At 35.6% G+C, this 18,425-nt stretch carries 20 protein-coding genes and 1 tRNA gene; 18 read left to right on the forward strand and 3 right to left on the reverse strand.

Features of this window, described 5'->3' with window-relative positions:
• Positions 1-258: 258 nt before the first annotated feature.
• From ACFVR2_RS04210 to ACFVR2_RS04270, 13 genes are all read left to right on the forward strand, one after another.
• Positions 259-1,758: a 4-hydroxyphenylacetate 3-hydroxylase family protein gene (locus ACFVR2_RS04210; RefSeq protein WP_387359184.1), complete on the forward strand. Its 1,500-nt coding sequence runs from the start codon at positions 259-261 to the stop codon at positions 1,756-1,758.
• Positions 1,759-1,816: 58 nt separating this feature from the next.
• The gene (locus ACFVR2_RS04215) at positions 1,817-2,563 is read left to right on the forward strand and encodes an IclR family transcriptional regulator (RefSeq protein ID WP_387359186.1); all 747 of its coding nucleotides are present in this window, start codon (positions 1,817-1,819) and stop codon (positions 2,561-2,563) included.
• 52 nt (positions 2,564-2,615) lie between these two features.
• The gene (locus tag ACFVR2_RS04220; RefSeq protein ID WP_114343061.1) at positions 2,616-3,155 is read left to right on the forward strand and encodes a 3-hydroxyanthranilate 3,4-dioxygenase; all 540 of its coding nucleotides are present in this window, start codon (positions 2,616-2,618) and stop codon (positions 3,153-3,155) included.
• On the forward strand, positions 3,140-4,177 hold the full coding sequence (locus ACFVR2_RS04225) for an amidohydrolase family protein (RefSeq protein WP_387359188.1): 1,038 nt from the start codon (positions 3,140-3,142) through the stop codon (positions 4,175-4,177). Before ACFVR2_RS04220 ends, ACFVR2_RS04225 begins: the two co-directional genes overlap by 16 nt.
• Positions 4,146-4,607 carry a RidA family protein gene (locus ACFVR2_RS04230; protein ID WP_387359190.1) on the forward strand — a complete coding sequence of 154 codons (462 nt, stop codon included), beginning with the start codon at positions 4,146-4,148 and terminating at the stop codon, positions 4,605-4,607. The genes ACFVR2_RS04225 and ACFVR2_RS04230 overlap by 32 nt, the downstream gene beginning before the upstream one ends.
• A gap of 56 nt (positions 4,608-4,663) precedes the next feature.
• Complete coding sequence (locus ACFVR2_RS04235) at positions 4,664-6,136, forward strand: aldehyde dehydrogenase (RefSeq protein ID WP_387359192.1); 1,473 nt, start codon at positions 4,664-4,666, stop codon at positions 6,134-6,136.
• A gap of 30 nt (positions 6,137-6,166) precedes the next feature.
• Positions 6,167-6,943, forward strand: coding sequence for a 2-keto-4-pentenoate hydratase (locus ACFVR2_RS04240; RefSeq protein ID WP_387360440.1), 777 nt, complete (start codon positions 6,167-6,169; stop codon positions 6,941-6,943).
• A gap of 14 nt (positions 6,944-6,957) precedes the next feature.
• Positions 6,958-7,839, forward strand: a complete 882-nt coding sequence (locus ACFVR2_RS04245; RefSeq protein WP_387359194.1) for an acetaldehyde dehydrogenase (acetylating) — start codon at positions 6,958-6,960, stop codon at positions 7,837-7,839.
• A 30-nt stretch (positions 7,840-7,869) separates the two neighbouring features.
• Positions 7,870-8,889: a 4-hydroxy-2-oxovalerate aldolase gene (gene dmpG, locus ACFVR2_RS04250; RefSeq protein WP_387359196.1), complete on the forward strand. Its 1,020-nt coding sequence runs from the start codon at positions 7,870-7,872 to the stop codon at positions 8,887-8,889.
• Between the two features lie 15 nt (positions 8,890-8,904).
• Positions 8,905-9,675: a 2-keto-4-pentenoate hydratase gene (locus ACFVR2_RS04255; RefSeq protein WP_387359198.1), complete on the forward strand. Its 771-nt coding sequence runs from the start codon at positions 8,905-8,907 to the stop codon at positions 9,673-9,675.
• Between the two features lie 6 nt (positions 9,676-9,681).
• Positions 9,682-9,864, forward strand: coding sequence for a tautomerase family protein (locus ACFVR2_RS04260; protein ID WP_335409687.1), 183 nt, complete (start codon positions 9,682-9,684; stop codon positions 9,862-9,864).
• A gap of 689 nt (positions 9,865-10,553) precedes the next feature.
• A tRNA-Ser gene (locus tag ACFVR2_RS04265) sits at positions 10,554-10,642 on the forward strand.
• A gap of 341 nt (positions 10,643-10,983) precedes the next feature.
• The gene (locus ACFVR2_RS04270; protein ID WP_387360442.1) at positions 10,984-11,652 is read left to right on the forward strand and encodes a YwiC-like family protein; all 669 of its coding nucleotides are present in this window, start codon (positions 10,984-10,986) and stop codon (positions 11,650-11,652) included.
• Between the two features lie 80 nt (positions 11,653-11,732).
• On the opposite strand, the gene ACFVR2_RS04275 is transcribed toward ACFVR2_RS04270, so the two are convergent.
• Entirely contained in the window at positions 11,733-12,494 is a 762-nt protein-coding gene (locus ACFVR2_RS04275; RefSeq protein ID WP_387359200.1) for an Mrp/NBP35 family ATP-binding protein, read from the reverse strand.
• Positions 12,495-12,664: 170 nt separating this feature from the next.
• Here ACFVR2_RS04275 and ACFVR2_RS04280 point away from each other — a divergent pair, with 170 nt between their 5' ends.
• The 5 genes from ACFVR2_RS04280 to ACFVR2_RS04300 are packed head-to-tail and all read left to right on the forward strand — an operon-like array spanning position 12,665 to position 17,278.
• Positions 12,665-13,843 carry an MFS transporter gene (locus ACFVR2_RS04280; protein ID WP_387359202.1) on the forward strand — a complete coding sequence of 393 codons (1,179 nt, stop codon included), beginning with the start codon at positions 12,665-12,667 and terminating at the stop codon, positions 13,841-13,843.
• Positions 13,840-15,966, forward strand: coding sequence for a formate dehydrogenase subunit alpha (fdhF, locus tag ACFVR2_RS04285; RefSeq protein WP_387359205.1), 2,127 nt, complete (start codon positions 13,840-13,842; stop codon positions 15,964-15,966). The genes ACFVR2_RS04280 and fdhF overlap by 4 nt, the downstream gene beginning before the upstream one ends.
• 22 nt (positions 15,967-15,988) lie before the next feature.
• Positions 15,989-16,528: a 4Fe-4S dicluster domain-containing protein gene (locus ACFVR2_RS04290; RefSeq protein WP_387359207.1), complete on the forward strand. Its 540-nt coding sequence runs from the start codon at positions 15,989-15,991 to the stop codon at positions 16,526-16,528.
• Positions 16,529-16,560: 32 nt separating this feature from the next.
• A complete protein-coding gene (locus tag ACFVR2_RS04295; RefSeq protein ID WP_387359209.1) occupies positions 16,561-17,094 on the forward strand; it encodes a QcrA and Rieske domain-containing protein in 534 nt (177 codons plus the stop codon).
• On the forward strand, positions 17,084-17,278 hold the full coding sequence (locus ACFVR2_RS04300; RefSeq protein ID WP_387359211.1) for a hypothetical protein: 195 nt from the start codon (positions 17,084-17,086) through the stop codon (positions 17,276-17,278). The genes ACFVR2_RS04295 and ACFVR2_RS04300 overlap by 11 nt, the downstream gene beginning before the upstream one ends.
• Before the next feature lie 151 nt (positions 17,279-17,429).
• Here ACFVR2_RS04300 and ACFVR2_RS04305 read toward each other — a convergent pair whose 3' ends face one another.
• Positions 17,430-17,966 carry a hypothetical protein gene (locus ACFVR2_RS04305; RefSeq protein WP_387359213.1) on the reverse strand — a complete coding sequence of 179 codons (537 nt, stop codon included), beginning with the start codon at positions 17,964-17,966 and terminating at the stop codon, positions 17,430-17,432.
• Positions 17,967-18,179: 213 nt separating this feature from the next.
• Positions 18,180-18,416: a hemerythrin domain-containing protein gene (locus ACFVR2_RS04310; RefSeq protein WP_387360444.1), complete on the reverse strand. Its 237-nt coding sequence runs from the start codon at positions 18,414-18,416 to the stop codon at positions 18,180-18,182.
• Between the last annotated feature and the right edge of the window lie 9 nt (positions 18,417-18,425).

Raw genomic sequence — 18,425 nt, forward strand, 5'->3', positions numbered from 1 at the left:
GGTGTCTTATTTTTTTTTTCACGTGTAAAGAATTAATTTAATCATTTTTTTATAAGAGATTTCACATTATGAAATTTTTTGATTGTTCAAAATTTTATAATTTTTTATAGTGAAATTAAGTTAATTAAAAGGTAGTAGGTGGTGTAAATAATTTAAGATAGTGAAATTGATCTTTTTGAAAGCGCTTTAAAAAATTTCCGAATTCGATTTAAAAAACAAATGATAAAAAATTAAATATCGGAGTGGAGGAATTATTAAATGGGTATTCGTACAGGAGCGCAATATATTGATGGACTAAAATCTAGAAAGCCAGAGGTATGGCTAGGTGGTGAAAAGGTAGAAGATATCGTAAACCATCCAGTTTTCAAACAACCGATTCTAGAGATTGCAAAACTATATGATATGCAGTTCGATCCAGCTTATCAAGATAAAATCACACATATTTGTGAAGAAACTGGTGAGCGAATTTCAAATGCATTTTTAGTGCCTAAGTCATCTGAAGATATTAAAAAACGTGGAGATTTGTTCGAAGCATATGCAAAGTCAACATTTGGTTTAATGGGAAGAACACCAGATTTCTTGAACATTGTCTTAACTTCAATGGCAAGTAATTCATGGTTTTTAGATAAATATAATCCAGAGTGGTCAAAAAATGTCCAAAATTATTTCAAATTTGTTCGTGATAACGACATCTTCTTAACGCACGCAATTATTAATCCACAAAATGATCGTAGCAAGCCATCTTATGAACAAAAAGATCTATTTACTCATTTAGGTGCTGTTGAAGAAACGGTTGATGGATTAGTCGTTAGAGGGGCTAAAATGCTTGCAACATTAGCACCAATTACAGATGAAGTCATTATTTATTCATTCCCTGGATTCCACCAAGGCGATGAGCGATATGCTTTAGCATTTGCACTTCCGATTGATACGCCGGGATTAAAAGTTTTATGTAGAGAGCAAATGCAAGATGGTAAAAGATCATTTTTTGATCATCCATTAGCATCTAGATTCGAAGAGATGGATGCTGTCCTTGTATTTGAGGATGTGTTAATTCCTTGGAATCGTGTATTTATTCATAATAATGTTGAAGCTGCAAATAATCTATATCCAAAAACAGGTATTGCACAACAGCCTGCTCACCAGTCTGGCGTAAGAGGCTATGTAAAATTAGCTTTTGCAGTAGAGGTAGCTTGCAAATTAGCTGATTCAATTGGAGTAGATGTTTATTTAAATGTCCAAAATGACTTAGGTGAACTACTACAATCAGTTGAAACAATTCGTGCTTTACTTCGAGTTTCTGAAACAGAGTATGAGACATTACCTTCAGGCGAAGTAAGACCGGCATGGGAACCACTTGAGACAATTCGTGGCTTGCTCCCAACTATGTACCCAAGAGCAATTGAAGTGATTCAAACAATTGGTGCAGGCGGCTTATTAATGTCACCAACAGAAGCAGACTTTGAACATCCTGAGCTAAGAGATGCAATGGATAAATACTATGTTGGACGTGAAGGTGTATCCTCTTTAGAACGAGTTCAATTATTCAAACTTGCATGGGATTTATGTGGAGAAGCTTTTGGACAAAGAGCACTTCAATATGAAAGATATTATACTGGTGATCCAATTCGAAAAAGAGCAATTTATTATAACCAAATGAAACGTAAGAAAACATTTAGTATGGTGGACGATGCATTAAACGGTGCAAAAAACTTAAAAGGAGTATCGACTAATCTAGCGAATTCTAAAGTTAACTGATTAATTTTAGAAAGCAGGGGTTTTATGAAATTTTTTAGCATCAAAGAGGAGGGATCTAGTGATCTCTTCAGTTCAAAAGATTTCTAGAATATTAGATTGCTTTACAGAAGAAGAACCAGTCCTAGGAAATTTAGAAATAGCTGAAAAGTTAAATATGAATGCAAGCTCGGTCCATCATTTAGTTCGAACTCTTTGTGCTGAAGGGATTTTAATTCAGGATAGTAAGAAAAAGTATCGACTTGGTTGGAAGCTGCTTGAATGGAGTAATCACGTTATGTATCAACAAGACATATATAGTGAAGCCATTCCGTTATTAGAAAATTTACTAAAAAATTATGATAGTACCGTTCATATCGGAATGTTTGATAAAGGGGACGTCAGATTTGTCTTAAAAGTTTCCTCTAAACATTCGATACCTGTCCCGACATTTATAGGTGCTAAACGACCTGCATATTGTACGAGTACTGGTAAAATTCTACTATCATATAATCCAGCATACTTAAAAACAACGATTGAAAAAGGCTTTAAAGCTTATACAACAAATACAATTACGAATATTGATGCATTAAAAAAAGAAATGACTGCGATTAAAGAGAATGGATATAGCATTAGCAACAATGAAAATGATCTAGGATTATTCGGAATTGCAGCTCCAATTCAAACATATACTGGTCAAACTTTTGCAGCATTAAATATGGTTGGACCAGTTTCGTATATGATGAGCCAAGACATTGGTCGAATGATTCAGGATGTTGTGAAAAGTGCTAAAACAGTCTCAAATCAGCTTGGTTATATTAATGCGTAATGATAGCGCTTACTTAAGTTCAAATAAAAATGAATTAATTGGAGGAGTAGAGATGAATCTTAAAAGTCGAGTTTTTAATATTTTCAAATTGATTGAGGATAATAAAGAGCTATTAAAACCACCAGTTAATAATAAAGTTATTTGGGAAGATTCGGAGTATGCTGCAATGATCATTGGAGGACCAAATAAACGTAGAGACTTCCATATCGATCCTGCAGATGAATTTTTCTATCAAATTAAAGGCAATTGCTATGTTGAGTGTATTACGCCAGATGGTAAGCGTGAAGTTGTAACAGTTGGAGAAGGTGAAATTTTTATGCTTCCTTCCTTTGTTCCACATTCACCTCATAGAGTAAAAGATTCATATGGAATTGTGCTTGAACGAAAAAGAGCAGAAGGTGAATTAGAAAGCTTTGTTTGGTTCTGTGATGAGTGTAATGAAGAAATGCATAAAAAGACAGTTCAATTAACGGATATTGGTACGCAAGTAAAAGAAGCGATTGAACAATTCAATGCAAGCCTTGAATTAAGAACATGTAAAAACTGTGGTCATGTCATGAAAGAGGAAGCGGATGAATGGGTATGCGTATAGACTTTCATACACACATCATTCCTGAGGATTTACCGAATTTTTTTGAAAAATATGGTCATGAAAGATGGCCAATTTTACAACCGACATGTTCATGTGGTGCCAATATTATGGTTGCTGGAAAAGTATTTAGGGAAGTAACTGATCAAGTTTGGAGTCCTGAAAAGAGAATTGAGGACATGAATAATGAAGATGTAACAATGCAAGTGCTGTCGCCAATTCCAGTTACATTTTCGTATTGGGCACCAGCTCCAGCTGCATTGGAAATGGCTCAAATTCAAAATGATTTCATTGCAAATACAGTTAAAAAGAACCCTACAAAGTTTATTGGATTAGGGACAGTACCAATGCAGAACGCTGAAATAGCTATTCAAGAAATGGATCGCTGTATTCATACACTTGGATTAAGTGGACTGGAAATTGGTACAAATGTAAATGGAACAAATTTAGACAGTGATGAATTTAGTCCATTTTTTGAAATGGCTGAAAAATGGAATGTCCCATTGTTTATTCATCCGTGGGAAACATTAGCGAAGGATCGTACACCGGATCATAACTTTATGTACACGGTTGGAATGCCGAGTGAAACAGCTTTAGCTGCTGCTAGCTTAACATTTGGTGGAGTGATTGAAAAATATCCAAAATTAAAGATTTGTTTTGCACATGGCGGTGGTTCATTCCCATTTATTCTACCTAGATTAGATCAAGGATGGAAGGTATGGCCGCATTTGCGGAAAACTGCCTATCCACCAAGTCATTATGTAAGTAATTTCTATTTTGATTCTCTTCACTATGATCCTATCAATATTCAATTTTTAATTAACCGATTTGGCTATGACAAAATTGTAATGGGCTCGGATTATCCTTTCTTATTAAGAGAAACGCCACCTGGAAGAGTCATTAACCAAATGGATATTAATAAAGAAATGAAAGATGCTATTTTAGGCAAAAATGCCCTGAAATTTTTAAATATTAAGGAGGCTGATTTACTTCATGGAAAACAAAGTATTGACTCCAGAAGATAGATTAATAAGTTTAGGTTATGCACTTAAACCAATAAGACCGGCTTCAGGTAATTATGTGAAAGCTGTTCGTACTGGTAATCTACTATTTACATCTGGTCAAGGTGTAGATGAATACCATGGTAAAGTTGGACGAGAATTAACGCTCGAGGAAGGGTATGCTGCTTCTAGAGAGTCAATGTTAAATTTAATTAGTGTATTAAAGTACGAATTAGGTGAACTTTCGAAAGTAAAACGAATTGTAAAAATATTAGGCTTCGTAAATAGTACAGAAGATTTCTATGATCATCCGAAAGTGATGAATGGAGCTTCTGACCTTTTAGTAGAAGTGTTTGGTGAAAGAGGAAAACATGCTAGGTCAGCTGTTGGGATGGCACAGCTTCCACATAATACAGCGATCGAAATTGAAATGGTAGTAGAAATAGAGGATTGAAAAATTTGGTGGCACTCGTGTCACCTTTTATTCTATTAGAATGGTAGGTGCCTATTATGCAAGTTACAGAGAAGAAAAATAAAACATTACCGATCGATTGTAAGCACTTTATTGATGGACAATCTATTCCTTCTTTTAATCAAAAAACATTTTTAAATATTAATCCTGCGACTGAAGAAGTGTTAGGTTCTGTTTCTGAAGGTGGCGAGTTAGAAATTGATTTAGCAGTAAAAGCAGCAAAACGAGCGCTAAAAGGTGATTGGAAACAATTAACTAGCAATCAAAGAGCGGCAGTATTAAGAAATATCGGCGACGGAATATTAGCTCGAAAAGAAGAATTAGCGGCTTTAGAGGCAATGGATACTGGAAAGCCATATGATCTTGCTTTAGAGGTTGATATTACTAGATCGGCTCACAATTTTTATTTTTTCGCTGATTATATTACAACTTTAAGCTCTGAATCTCATATGCAAGATCAAACTGCCTTACATTATACATATCGTAGGCCAGTTGGTGTAGTCGGAATGATTAACCCATGGAATCTACCTTTATTACTATTAACATGGAAGCTTGCACCTTGTTTAGCGGCTGGCAATACAGCAGTTATGAAGCCAGCAGAATGGACACCAATGACAGCTACAGTTTTAGCTGAAATTTGTAAAGATGCAGGCGTACCTGACGGAGTTGTGAATGTTGTACACGGATTTGGAGCAAATGCAGCAGGCTCAGCATTAACAGAACACAGCGATGTTGATGCCATCACATTTACTGGTGAAACAAAAACAGGTACAGCAATTATGAAGGCAGCAGCTCCAACGTTAAAAAAATTATCGTTTGAGCTTGGAGGAAAAAATCCAAACATTATCTTTGCTGATTCTGATTTAGACGAAGTGATTGAAACAACTTTAAAATCATCTTTTATGAATCAAGGAGAAGTTTGTTTATGTGGATCTAGAATTTATGTTCAGAGATCAATCTTCGATGAATTTATTGATAAATTTGTCGCGAAAACAAAGGAATTAAAAATTGGCGATCCGTTTGAAGAAGGCACAAAAGTAGGTGCGGTAATTAGTAAAGAACATTACGAAAAAGTATTATCTTATATCGAGATTGCAAAAGAAGAAGGCGGAACTATTTTAACGGGTGGCAGTAGACCAGCATCAATTGAAAAAGGATGCTTTATCTCACCGACAATCATTACAGGATTAAACCGTGATTCTAGATGTGTAAGAGAAGAAATATTTGGTCCAGTCGTAACAGTTATGCCTTTTGATTCGGAAGAAGAAGTGATTGAATGGGCAAATGATACTCATTATGGTTTAGGAGCTACAATTTGGACAAATGATTTACGCAGAGCTCACCGTGTTGCTCATCAAATTGAGGCTGGAATTATTTGGGTAAACACTTGGTATTTAAGAGATTTACGTACACCATTTGGAGGAATGAAGCAAAGCGGTTTAGGTCGTGAAGGTGGAATTCATAGCTTTGAGTTTTATAGTGAATTATCGAATATCACGATCAAATTATAAGAATTAAAAAGGGGGCTAAAGAAAGTGAAGATTACTAGTGTAGACGAGCTTACGATTCTGCTACAAGAAGCAGAAGAGAGTGGAGTTAGTATAAAAGCTTTAACTGAGATTTTTCCTGGATTAACTGAAAAGGAAGCCTATCAAATTCAATTAACAAATGTCGAAGAAAAATTGAAAAAAGGGCAGAAAATTATCGGTAAAAAAATTGGATTAACTTCGATTGCTATGCAGGAGTTATTAGGGGTAGATGAACCAGATTACGGTCACTTACTAACAGATATGAATATTCCTAATTTCGGTGAAGTTCAAGTTGCAAATATGATTTTACCAAAAGTAGAAGCTGAAATTGCATTTGTGTTAAAAAAGGATTTAATTGGGCCAAATATTACATTTGAGGATGTAGTTAATGCAACAGATTATATTGTGCCTGCATTAGAGGTAGTTGATAGTAGAATCGAAAATTGGAAAATTCGATTAGAGGATACAGTAGCCGATAACGCTTCATCATGCTTATTTGTTCTTGGCAATGAGCGTTTCGATGTAAAGGAAATTGACTTACCGAATGTAACGATGGAATTATATCGTAACGAAGAATTGATGAATTCGGGTAAGGGAGAAGCAGTGTTAGGAAACCCAATTCATTGTGTAGCATGGTTAGCCAATAAATTAAGTGAATTTGGAATCTCGCTAAATGCAGGAGAAATTATTTTATCAGGAGCTTTATCAGCTGCAATTAATGCAAATGCTGGGGACTTATTTACTGCGAAGTTTCCATTATTAGGTGAAGTCTCGATTTCATTTAAATAAATGAGGTGGAAATTATGAATAAATTAAAAGTCGGAATCATTGGTTCGGGGAATATTGGAACAGATTTAATGATGAAATTACAGAATAATCCGTTTCTAGAATTAACAACGATGATCGGAATTGATCCAGAATCTGATGGGTTAAACCGTGCTAAGGAATTAGGAATTGAAGTAATCGATAATGGTATTCAAGGATTAATTGAACGAAAAGAACTGGCTGATTTATTGTTTGATGCGACTTCCGCAAAAGCTCATTTTCATCATGCAAAAGTACTTGGTGAATTAAAGAAGCGTGTGATTGATTTAACGCCAGCGGCAATTGGGCCATTTGTCGTACCACCTGTAAATTTAGGTTCACATATAGTCGAAAGCAATGTCAATTTAATAACATGTGGTGGGCAAGCAACGATCCCAATCGTTCATGCGGTAGGTCAAATTGTAGAAGTTGAATACGCAGAAATCGTTGCAACAATTAGCTCAAGAAGTGCCGGTCCTGGTACACGTGCTAATATCGATGAGTTTACTGTAACAACGGCTCGAGGACTTGAAGAAATTGGTGGAGCTAAAAAAGGAAAAGCGATCATTATTTTAAATCCTGCAGAACCGCCAATTATGATGAGAGATACAGTTTATTGTAAAGTTACGAATGAAGATTTTAGCCATGAAAGCATGATTCATTCCATTAAGCAAATGGTGAAAAAGGTTCAAGCGTATGTTCCAGGATACCGATTAAGAATGGATCCAATCATAGATGGTTCAACTATAACTGTTTATTTAGAAGTTCAAGGATCAGGGGACTACTTACCTAGCTATGCAGGAAACTTAGATATTATGACTGCATCAGCAGTAAAAGTAGCAGAAGAGATTGCACAATATGAAGTTGTAAAAACTGTTTAAAAAAGTACCTAAAGAAAGTGAGGGAGTGCAATGTTCGGAAAAGAAGTCATTGTAACTGAAGTAGCACTTCGAGATGGAAGTCATGCAATTGCTCATTCTTATACAGTAGATCAAGTCGTTCGAATTGCGAAGGCTCTTGATGATGCAAAAATGCCTTTTATTGAAGTATCACATGGAGATGGTTTAGGGGGTTCTTCACTACAATATGGTTTATCAACAACAAATGAATTTGAATTGATCGAAGCAGCGGTAAATTCATGTAATCATTCAAAGATTGCTGTCTTACTATTACCTGGTATTGGAACAGTAAAAGAATTAAAAACGGCAGCAAAAATCGGAGCAAAAATGGCTAGAATAGCTACACATGTTACTGAAGCTGATGTTTCGAAACAACATATTTCTATGTCTAAAGAGCTTGGATTAGAAACTGTCGGATTTTTAATGATGTCCCATATGGCACCTGTTGAAAAATTACTAGAACAAGCTAAATTGATGGAAAGTTATGGTGCGGATGTCGTATATATGGTTGACTCTGCAGGAGCGTTTCTTCCTCATGAAGTAAAAGAACGTATTGCTGCTTTACGAGGGTCCCTTGATATTGAAGTTGGATTCCATGCACATAATAATCTTTCTCTAGCGATGGCAAATACATTAGTAGCGATTGAAGAAGGCGCTACTAGAATTGATGGCAGTGCACGTTGCTTAGGTGCTGGAGCGGGAAATACACAAACTGAAGTGTTAATTGGTGTATTAGAACGATTAGGAATCAAGACAGGAATTGATTTCTATAAAATGATGGACTTAGCAGAAGAAATCGTTGCACCAATTCTTCAAACACCACAAGAGATTACAAAAGGTAGTCTAATTTTAGGCTATGCAGGAGTGTATTCTAGTTTTCTATTACATGCAAATCGAGCAGCTAAAAAATGGAATGTTGATGCAAGAGATATCTTAATTGAATTAGGAAAACAAAAAGTAGTCGGTGGGCAAGAGGACATGATTCAAGAAGTTGCTTGTATGTTAGCAAATAAAAAATTATCTGTTTTTTGAGAGGAGACGAGTTTTATGATAACTGAAATCGCGAATAAAATATATATGCACCAAAAAAACGGCCTAGAAATGGATAAAATTACGATTGAACATCCAGAATTAAACGTTAATAATGCTTATGAAATTCAAAAATTAAGTATTGATAATGCAATTAAAAATGGTGATCCATTAATTGGCTGGAAAATGGGACTAACAAGTATTGCTAAACAAAAATCTGTTAATGTTGATGAGCCGATTTATGGACGCTTAACAAAATCGATGGAATTAGAAGAAAATGATTTAAAGATGGAAGGTTTAATCCATCCAAGGGTTGAGCCAGAAATTGCATTTATGATTAACAAGCCATTATTTGGACATGATGTAACAGCAAAAGATGTATGGGAAGCAACTGAGTATATTGTACCTGCATTAGAAGTAATTGATAGTCGATATAAAAATTTCTCATTTACGCTAACAGATGTAGTAGCAGATAATGCATCTTCATCAAAATTTATCATTGGTAAACAACAATATTCACCTACATATACTTCTTGGGATGAAATTAATGTTGAATTATATAAAAATGGCGTAAAAGTACAAAGTGGTATAAGTTCTGATGTACTAGATCATCCTGTAGAATCCGTCGTAAAGTTGGTGCAGATGCTAAGTAAAAACGGCGAACAAATTGAACCAGGGATGATTATCTTAACGGGTGGTATTACAGAAGCGATCCATGTTGAAGAGGGCGATATTGTAGAAGCACGTTTTGATGGAATCGAGACAATGGAACTACAGGTAACGAGGTAATACAATATGCCAATCATTCAAATTCAATTGATTGAAGGAAGAAGTCCAGAATTAAAAAAACAATTAATGAGAGAAATGAATGAAGTTGTTTGTCGTACATTGGATGTACAGCCAGCACAGGTAAGAATTTTAATAAACGAATTCGAAAAAGAAAATTGGTCTGTTGGTGGAGTTGCAAAGGATGAGTAATAAAAGTCCCTTTTTTAAGGGGCTTTTTTTTTGTTGAGAATAGTTTTATATTTTAGGCTCTATTAAAGTAAATGGGGCTTTATGAAATTCTCAAACATAAAAAGGATTGTGAACTTAATCACAGAAAACCCACAATTGTTTCAGTATGATGTAAGAATAATAAGGAAAGTGGGTGCTTTATTGAAATGATACTGAATTGTTTTTTCCTACCATATAACGTACTTCAGCATTGCTTGAAGCGTCATTAGCCGTATTGTGAAAAACGATATATTCAGCGTTCATCGGATACAGACACTTAATAGGATACTTGCTTTCTGGTACTAAATTCTGTCTGACTGTAATAGTTATTAGTCGCCACCCCCGATAAGAGTTTTGCATACTGGATGCTTGACCAAATTAACCATTACTAGTCAGACTGTCATTAGTAAACAACAATAACTATCAATTTTATTATTATTTATGCGCTGGATTAAGCCGTTACACAAGTCAAGAACGCGACTTGAAGGGATACAACCAAAGGGATCTGCGAAGTCTATTCCCACTAACCTCCATTTCATGAAGGAGGGCAAGTATTTATCTTCTGCGTTTATAGATACTTGTTTTAGATCGCTGAGTCCGGTTCCCTAAGACTTTAAAATTGAAGGGAAGGGAGATTCATGGGTCTCTGCTTAAAAAAAACCGTGATTATTGGAGGGTGTCAGAGCGGTCTATTGTGCTTCTTTGCTAAAGAAGTTGGCATTGAAGTGCCACACAGGTTCGAATCCTGTACCCTCCGCCACTATTCCGATCAAACTACAGAATTCCAAAAAGCGTAACTTTATTTATGATTATTTTTACTGTCCGTACCAATCACAGGAATTTTACTAGCAACGATTTAAATTAAGATCCAACAGGGCGTAACAAATTTTCTATATGTATTTAATGAAGAAAACATAGGAGAGTCAATGGATATGATTAATGGACTTATTCATGTTTTTACATTAAAAACTGTTACTCCAGAACAAGAGGTTTATCTTGATTACTTAGAGTTACTCCTTTGATTGGACACATCTTTTGATTGCTGAAGAAAGACGAATGAACAGAATAGGTTCGAACATTCAACACTGATCACAGCTTTTAATTCCATATATACTTGGAGTTGCCGCGAGTTCATTTCGTTTCATACATATCCCTTTATTTATAGGTTGGTTTTTTCTATACCTTGCAACCTATCCTTTAATTATGGTAATTAAAGGGAAACAAGTGTCATTTTATATTAATTGGGCGTTAGGTTATTTTTTTATTTCATTCGTATTTTTAACACCCGTGTTGATTGCTGAGTGGAGATTGATTTACTTCGGTTTAGCTATGATTCCATTATTTTTATTAAACATATACTTCGTTAAGAGAAAAAATGAACGAGCCTTTACGAATGACATTGTTGCGATTGGCGTTTTTTGTATAGGTGGATTGGCTAGTTTTTATATAGGGAAGGGGGGACTTACAAGCGAAGGCTGGAGTGTAGCACTCTTCGGTTTTTTGTTCTTTTTAGGTAGTACATTTTTTGTGAAATCAATGATTCGAGAAAAAAAGAATAAGAGATTCCGTTGGTATTCGTGGGGATACCATTTTATTGTTCTATTATTTATTTTTACTTTAAAAGAGTCTTGGCTTTGGATTCTCCCTTTTGCTCCTAGTTTGATAAGAGCAATTTCCTTGTACAATAAAAAACTTACTATTATGCAATTGGGAATCATTGAGATTATCAATTCTGTCATATTCTTAGTGGTAACTAGTTTTCTGTTTTAGTAGATACTGCTCATTTTTACTGCAAAGTATCAATATACAAAAGCGACTTCAGATAAGTGAAGTCGCTATTTTAGTATAGTTCAATTCCTTATAACAGCATTTAATGCGTTAAATTTCAGATTAATTGTAGTAGCTAACTCATTATAATGGTGAAACAAACTAGTATCCTCATCATAAATGGACGGAGTGTCTGAATTCTCGATCACTTCCTCAATCGGAAGTTTGGCAAGTACCTTCGTTTCTAATCGATCGGCTAACAAATCGCCTCCACCTTTTCCAAAAATGAAGTACTTTTCGTTGGTGCCTTTAGGTTGGAAGTAAGACATATTTTCAACCACACCAAGAATATCATGATTTGCTTTTATGGCCATCGTTCCTGCTCTCTGTGCAACAATTGATGCTGTTTGATGAGGGGTAGTGACAATAATTTCTTTACATTGAGGAATGGTGTGATGCATATCGAGTGCAATATCACCAGTCCCTGGTGGCATGTCTAGAATGCAATAGTCTAATTCTCCCCAAATGACATCTTTACTGAAATGCTCAACCATTTTTCCTAGCATAGGTCCTCTCCAAACAACCGGATCGTTATTTTTGATAAAAAAACCCATCGATATAATTTTTACTCCGTGTGACTCCACAGGGATGATTTTTCCGTTAAAGGTTTTTGGCATGATGTCGATTTCCATCATTTTAGGAATGCTAAATCCATAAATATCTAAGTCAATTAAAGCAACTCTTTTTCCTTGTCTTGCAAGTGAAACTGCAAGATTTGTCGCTACGGTTGACTTACCTACCCCACCTTTTCCACTTGTTATAGCGATTACATTACCTGATAACATGTTCACACCTCTTTTAAATTTTAAGTGTCATTTGTGTGATGTACTTCACAGTCTTGGAAATAGTCTTTCTGTACAATTATGACAAAGAAGAAGACTTCATCATGTACCCAATTTTATCAATTTATCAGGCACTTCGATGTTAAAAAAGTCACATGGAGGTTGAACATGAGATGAGAAAATCCTTCGAACGCTCATTTTACTCAAAAAGCAGTATGTATTCATTTTTTATTATTTTGCTTCTACTCTTTACAACGTGGGTTGGAACGGACCGGTTTTTACACTTCGATATGGCATTAATGGGTTATTTTATTTCTTCGCTCATTTTTGCAGTAGGCTTAACAATCAGGATGTCTGCGTGGCTGATCAGGCCGGCAACACACCAGGTCATAAAGCGTAGTTTGAAAAATTTAAAAGAAAATTCTAGAAAAAAACGTAATTTAGTATCGATCATCAAAACAGCACTTGAAAATATTTTTTTACAAAAATTTATCTTTAAAAGGGGTATTTACAGAGGTGTACAACATTTACTAATTTCTTGGGGATGCATTGGTTCCTTTGCAATCACTTTTGGTTTGACATTTGGCTGGATGCACTTTGAGCTTGTTGATCCCAATACTTACACGATTGTCGTTATGGGTGTAGATACCATTACAATGGCAGCACATGGTATATTCGCTGAAATGGTTTACAACGGGTTAAACATTACAGCTTGTATGGTACTTATTGGTGTAATCATGGCAATCGTAAGAAGAATTGTGAGTCAAGATGTGAAGGTGACACAACGAGCAGAATTTGATTTATTACCTTTATATTTACTACTAGCTGTAACAGTGACAGGACTTCTATTAACTGTTTCATATGTACTTTTAGACGGTTGGATGCATCATTACTTAACACTTATTCACCAATTGACAGTCGTAATTTTACTAATCTATTTTCCATTCGGAAAGTTATTTCATTTACCGATCCGTCCATTAGCAACAGCAGTTCCAATGAACTATCAACAAGAAATTAGGGTAGATACGAGGCCATGTAAAAGATGTGGGACACTATATAGTTCTGATGATCAAATTAGCGATGTAAAAGATATATTAGCTGCTCAAAGTTTTGATCTACAACTAGAAGATAGAAGTTATCTCTCAGACTATTGTTTACCGTGTCGAAGAAGAATTAGAGTCATGAAACAGCTAAATTCAGAGCCACATCTTAAGAGCAATAATCCAATATCTACTCTAAATGGAATTCAAATGTCTGGATTTAGCAAAAAGAGATCTGATGACTATTATCATTTTCCAGAGGAAGTACAAAGAGATATTAATCAATCTAACAAAGGGGATCGTGAAAAATGAGCCAATACATTGTCAAAGAAGGTGTTAAGAACCTTCATAAACCAGGAGAAAAATTAATTACTACCCATTGCTGTTACTGTGGAATGCAGTGTGGTATGCATATACGTGTGAATGAGAAGTCGGGAAAGGTAGTTGGGGTAGAGCCAAGGTATGATTGGCCAGTTACAAGAGGGAAAATGTGTCCAAAAGGAGTAACCGCCTACCAAACTGTTGAGCACGAAGAAAGAATTCTTACTCCACTTATTAAGAAAAACGGCGAATTTGTTAAAGCCACTTGGAAAGAAGCGCTAGACCTTATAGAAGAAAACTTTAAACGGATCCAAAAAGAAAATGGAAAAGACGCTTTATCTGTTTTTGGTGGCGTATCTATGACGAATGAAAAATGCTATTTAGTAGGTAAATATGCGAGAGTTGGTATTGGTACAAGGTTTATCGATTACAATGGTCGATTCTGTATGAGCTCTGCTGCTGGTGGATTCCTTAAGACACTCGGAACTGACAGAGGTTCAACCCTTCCGTGGCCTGAATTAGAACATACGGATTGTTTCTTTATCGCTGGTTCAAATACAGCGGAATGTCATCCTACGAGCATTCAATGGTTGTGGAGAGCAAAGGACAAGGGAGCTAAACTGATTGTGGCAGATCCGCGAGAGACTCCAACAGCGCGTGTTGCAGATGTACACTTGGATCTTAAGCCGGGTACAGATTCTGCATTGGCGAACGGAATGCTTCATCTACTCATTAAAAATGACTATGTAGATCAAGACTATGTAAATGAAAGATGTAATAATTTTGAAGAACTGAAGAAAACAGTTGAAAAGTTTACACCCGAATATACTTCAAAGATAACAGGCGTGTCGATTGGAAAAATCTTAAAAGCTGCTCATATTTATGGACTATCTCAAAAATCAGTTGTTATGTTTGCGAGAGGTGTAGAGCAACAGTCAAAAGGTGTAGATAACGTTTCACTTTATACATCGATGGCACTGCTTAGGGGACAAATAGGTAAATTTGCTTCTGGTGTTGCTACTTTTACGGGTCAGGGAAATGGTCAAGGAGGAAGAGAGCACGGGCAAAAAGCCGACCTTTTACCAGGATATAGAAAGCTAACAGATCCAGAAGCGGTGAAGTATGTATCAAAAGTATGGGGGATTGATCCAAGCGAAATGCCAAAGCCAGGTGTTTCTGCTTATGAAATGTTCGATGAAATTCAAAATGGTAACATTCGTGGTATGCATGTTATTTGTAGTAATCCTGCAGTCTCTGCACCGAATCTCGAACATATTTGGAACGGGTTTAGGAAGCTTGATTTCTTAGTTGTCAGTGATTTCTTCTTATCTGAAACAGCAGAGTTTGCTGATGTAGTATTACCAGCCACTACTTGGGCAGAGGATGAAGGAACAACAACAAACCTTGAAGGCCGAGTGATCCGAATCCGTAAAGTACGTGAACCTTTAGGTGAATCAAAGCCAGATTGGGAGATTGTTAGCTTAATTGCAGAACGAATGGGCAAAGGTAAATATTTTCCATATAAAAATGCTGAAGAAGTTTTTGAAGAGTTTCGCTTAGCCACAAAAGGTGGGAAGGCAGACTACTACGGAATAACATGGGATCGAATTGATAAAGAAGACGGAGTGTTTTGGCCTTGTCCTTCTGAAGACCATCCAGGAACTCCAACGATGTTTATAGACAAGTTTGGAACGCCAGATGGTAAAGCTAACCTCCCAAGTGTTGAATGGAAAGAAGCAGGTGAAACTCCAACGAAGGAATATCCTTTGTTCTTAACAACAGGAAGGGTAGTGTTTCACTATTTATCTGGAGCTCAAACAAGAAGAGTCAAGTTTCTTATGGAACAATGTCCTGAGCCATTTGCTGAGATGCATCCAGCACTTGCAAGCCAATATGGATTAGAAAATGGAGACCTTGTAAAGTTGATCACACCGCGTTCCCATATGCTTGTTAAAACGAAATTAACAAAAGCAACGAGAAGAGATACGGTGTTTGTTCCATATCATTGGGGAAAAGAATTAGCGGTCAATCAGTTAACCAATCCATGTTTAGATCCAATTTCGAGAATGCCAGAATTTAAAGTATGCTCACTGAAGATTGAGAAATATAAATAACTTTTGAAAGGGGTCGGGATCGATGAATAAAATCATGTATTTAGAATTTGAGCGATGTATTGGATGTCGTTCTTGTCAAGCAGCTTGCCGAGAATGCGGTGATCATGACGCCAAAGAAAGAAACTATGTAGAATATGTTGATTTCATGGAAAGTCGTCAAACCTATCCGATGCTTTGTATGCAATGTAAAGATCCAGCCTGTGCACGTGTTTGTCCCGCGAATGCCATTCAAATAACAGAAGAAGGTGTAGTTCTTTCAGCTATGGAAGAGAAATGTATAGGATGCAGAAATTGTACTTTTGGCTGTCCGTTCGGTATTCCTAAGTTCGATTTTGAAGAAAATAAAATGTACAAATGTGACATGTGCTACGATCGCTCAAAATACGATATTGCACCAATGTGTGCTTCTGTATGTCCTAGTGATGCGATTCGTTTTATTGACTTTGATGAAATGCAGCAGCTACGTAGAAAAAGAACTCAGATGAATCTCGTTGAAGGTAAAAAACCACAGGAAGGAAATAAGTGGGAATACGTTCCAGAATTCTTTGGAGTCTATACGTAAATAAGAACAATAAGGCGAAAGGAGACGTACATATGTCTCAAGAAAATAAAAGTAAACGAAATGTAAGAGAATCAAATGATGATATGATTAACTTAATCGATAACTTGAACAGGGATGATGATTTAAAATTAAACAGAAGATCTTTTCTAAAGTCCGTTGTAGGTGCTTCTATGGCTCTTGGATTAGCAACTGTTCCATTTTCAGCTATTGCCCTTAATAACAAGAAAGAAGATTTAAACAGACAAAAGATTATCAGTTTGAAAGACTTACCAAAAGATAGTTCAATAAACTTTCATTATCCAACAGTAGATGAACCTGCGATACTAGTATACACAAAAGATGGTAATCTAAAGGCCTATAATAATAAATGCACTCATTTACAATGCCCTGTTTTTTATGATAAGGAAGAATCCAAGCTATTGTGCCCTTGTCACCGAGGATTCTTTAGCGTGGACAATGGTCAGCCTCTAGCTGGTCCACCTCAGCGTGAATTACCACTGATTGAGTTAGAAGTAAAAAATGGAGTTGTTTATGCAGTCGGAAGGAAAGTCCGTCATGGTTCATAAAAAATATTGGATAATCATATTTATAACTTTAATTGTTAATGTAGTGATGCTTCAATGGACGATTGAGTCTTTTTATGGTGAAAATTATGAACATGTTAGGTTATTTTCTGTTATAGGAGTTCTTTCTGCTATCGTTTGCTTTCTTACTTACTTAGAATGGAGAAAGAAAGAATATCGAAAATAATCAAGGTTAACAGATCGAGTGTATGCAGGAAAGTAGTAATAAAAATCCCCCGGTTAAAAATAACTGGGGGATTATTTTTGTGGATTTTACGATATACAAAAAACAAATCAATAATAGAGTTTGGGCTTTAAAATATATTAAGTATTTTCAGTTACCACTCGTTTGTTGCTTCAATTAATAAATTGCTTCCTTTAATGGATCTCTCACCAAAATGTGTAATCAATGTACATTCTGTAATATTTGATAACTGATCAACCATCTTGTAGCTAATAAACATACCAGAGGCAATTTCTTTGTTTGTTTCATCGAATACTCGTACTTTTTTTCCTTCTAAAGTACGTAGTTTAGCCTTTTGAAGAAAGGCGACCCAATAGTCCCAATTTGTAATGATATATGCTCCTTCTCCATTTGTTAAGTAGCCTAATAAACTTTGAGAATCATTATATTCAGCTTTAAGCACTAGAATAAGATTCTTAATAATGTGGTGTACGATTGTATATTGTTTTAGATTTAATTGTGGGGAGAAATTGATATTTAAAGATCTTTTATTTGATTCTATGACTCCTTCTAATTTAATGTTACTGTTAGTGTAAAAATACGTTCCATCTTGTATTCTAAACCCTTCCATATGTAGAGTATGCTCTATAGATTTATCGGGGCTAATAGCGTGTAATTCAACAGTTAACATGATGAATATCTCCTCCTGTGACTTTATCTCTTACGTTCGATTCATTTCTTATTATAGAAGATAACGAAGAAAGCTCCTGTGACATTTATTACAGGTAAGTGGGGGATACGTATGATAAACATAGTTAATCACATAAAAAGAAAGTGGTCCCAATTACTAGGACCACCTTATGTGTTTATTATTAAAGCATCAGGTCGCACCAAACCATTAGATTCAGTCTTTTATAACGCCTACTAAATTATTTTTTTCACTTTCAGATAGAATGTTTTGAGACATAGGAAACAACACCTGTTCTTCTTTCATAAAATGTGAAGTTAAAACATGATAAGCTTCAATTACTAGATTACAAATTTCATCAAAGTTAATGTTAATACTTATGTCCTCAGTTTTAGCGAGGAACTGTCTGATTAAATATTTCGCCTGATCATGTTCCATTTCCATTACTGCAATAGGGCCATT

It is taken from the genome of Gottfriedia sp. NPDC057991 (assembly GCF_042886615.1).
In the GTDB taxonomy this organism is placed as follows: Bacteria; Bacillota; Bacilli; order Bacillales; family Bacillaceae_G; genus Gottfriedia.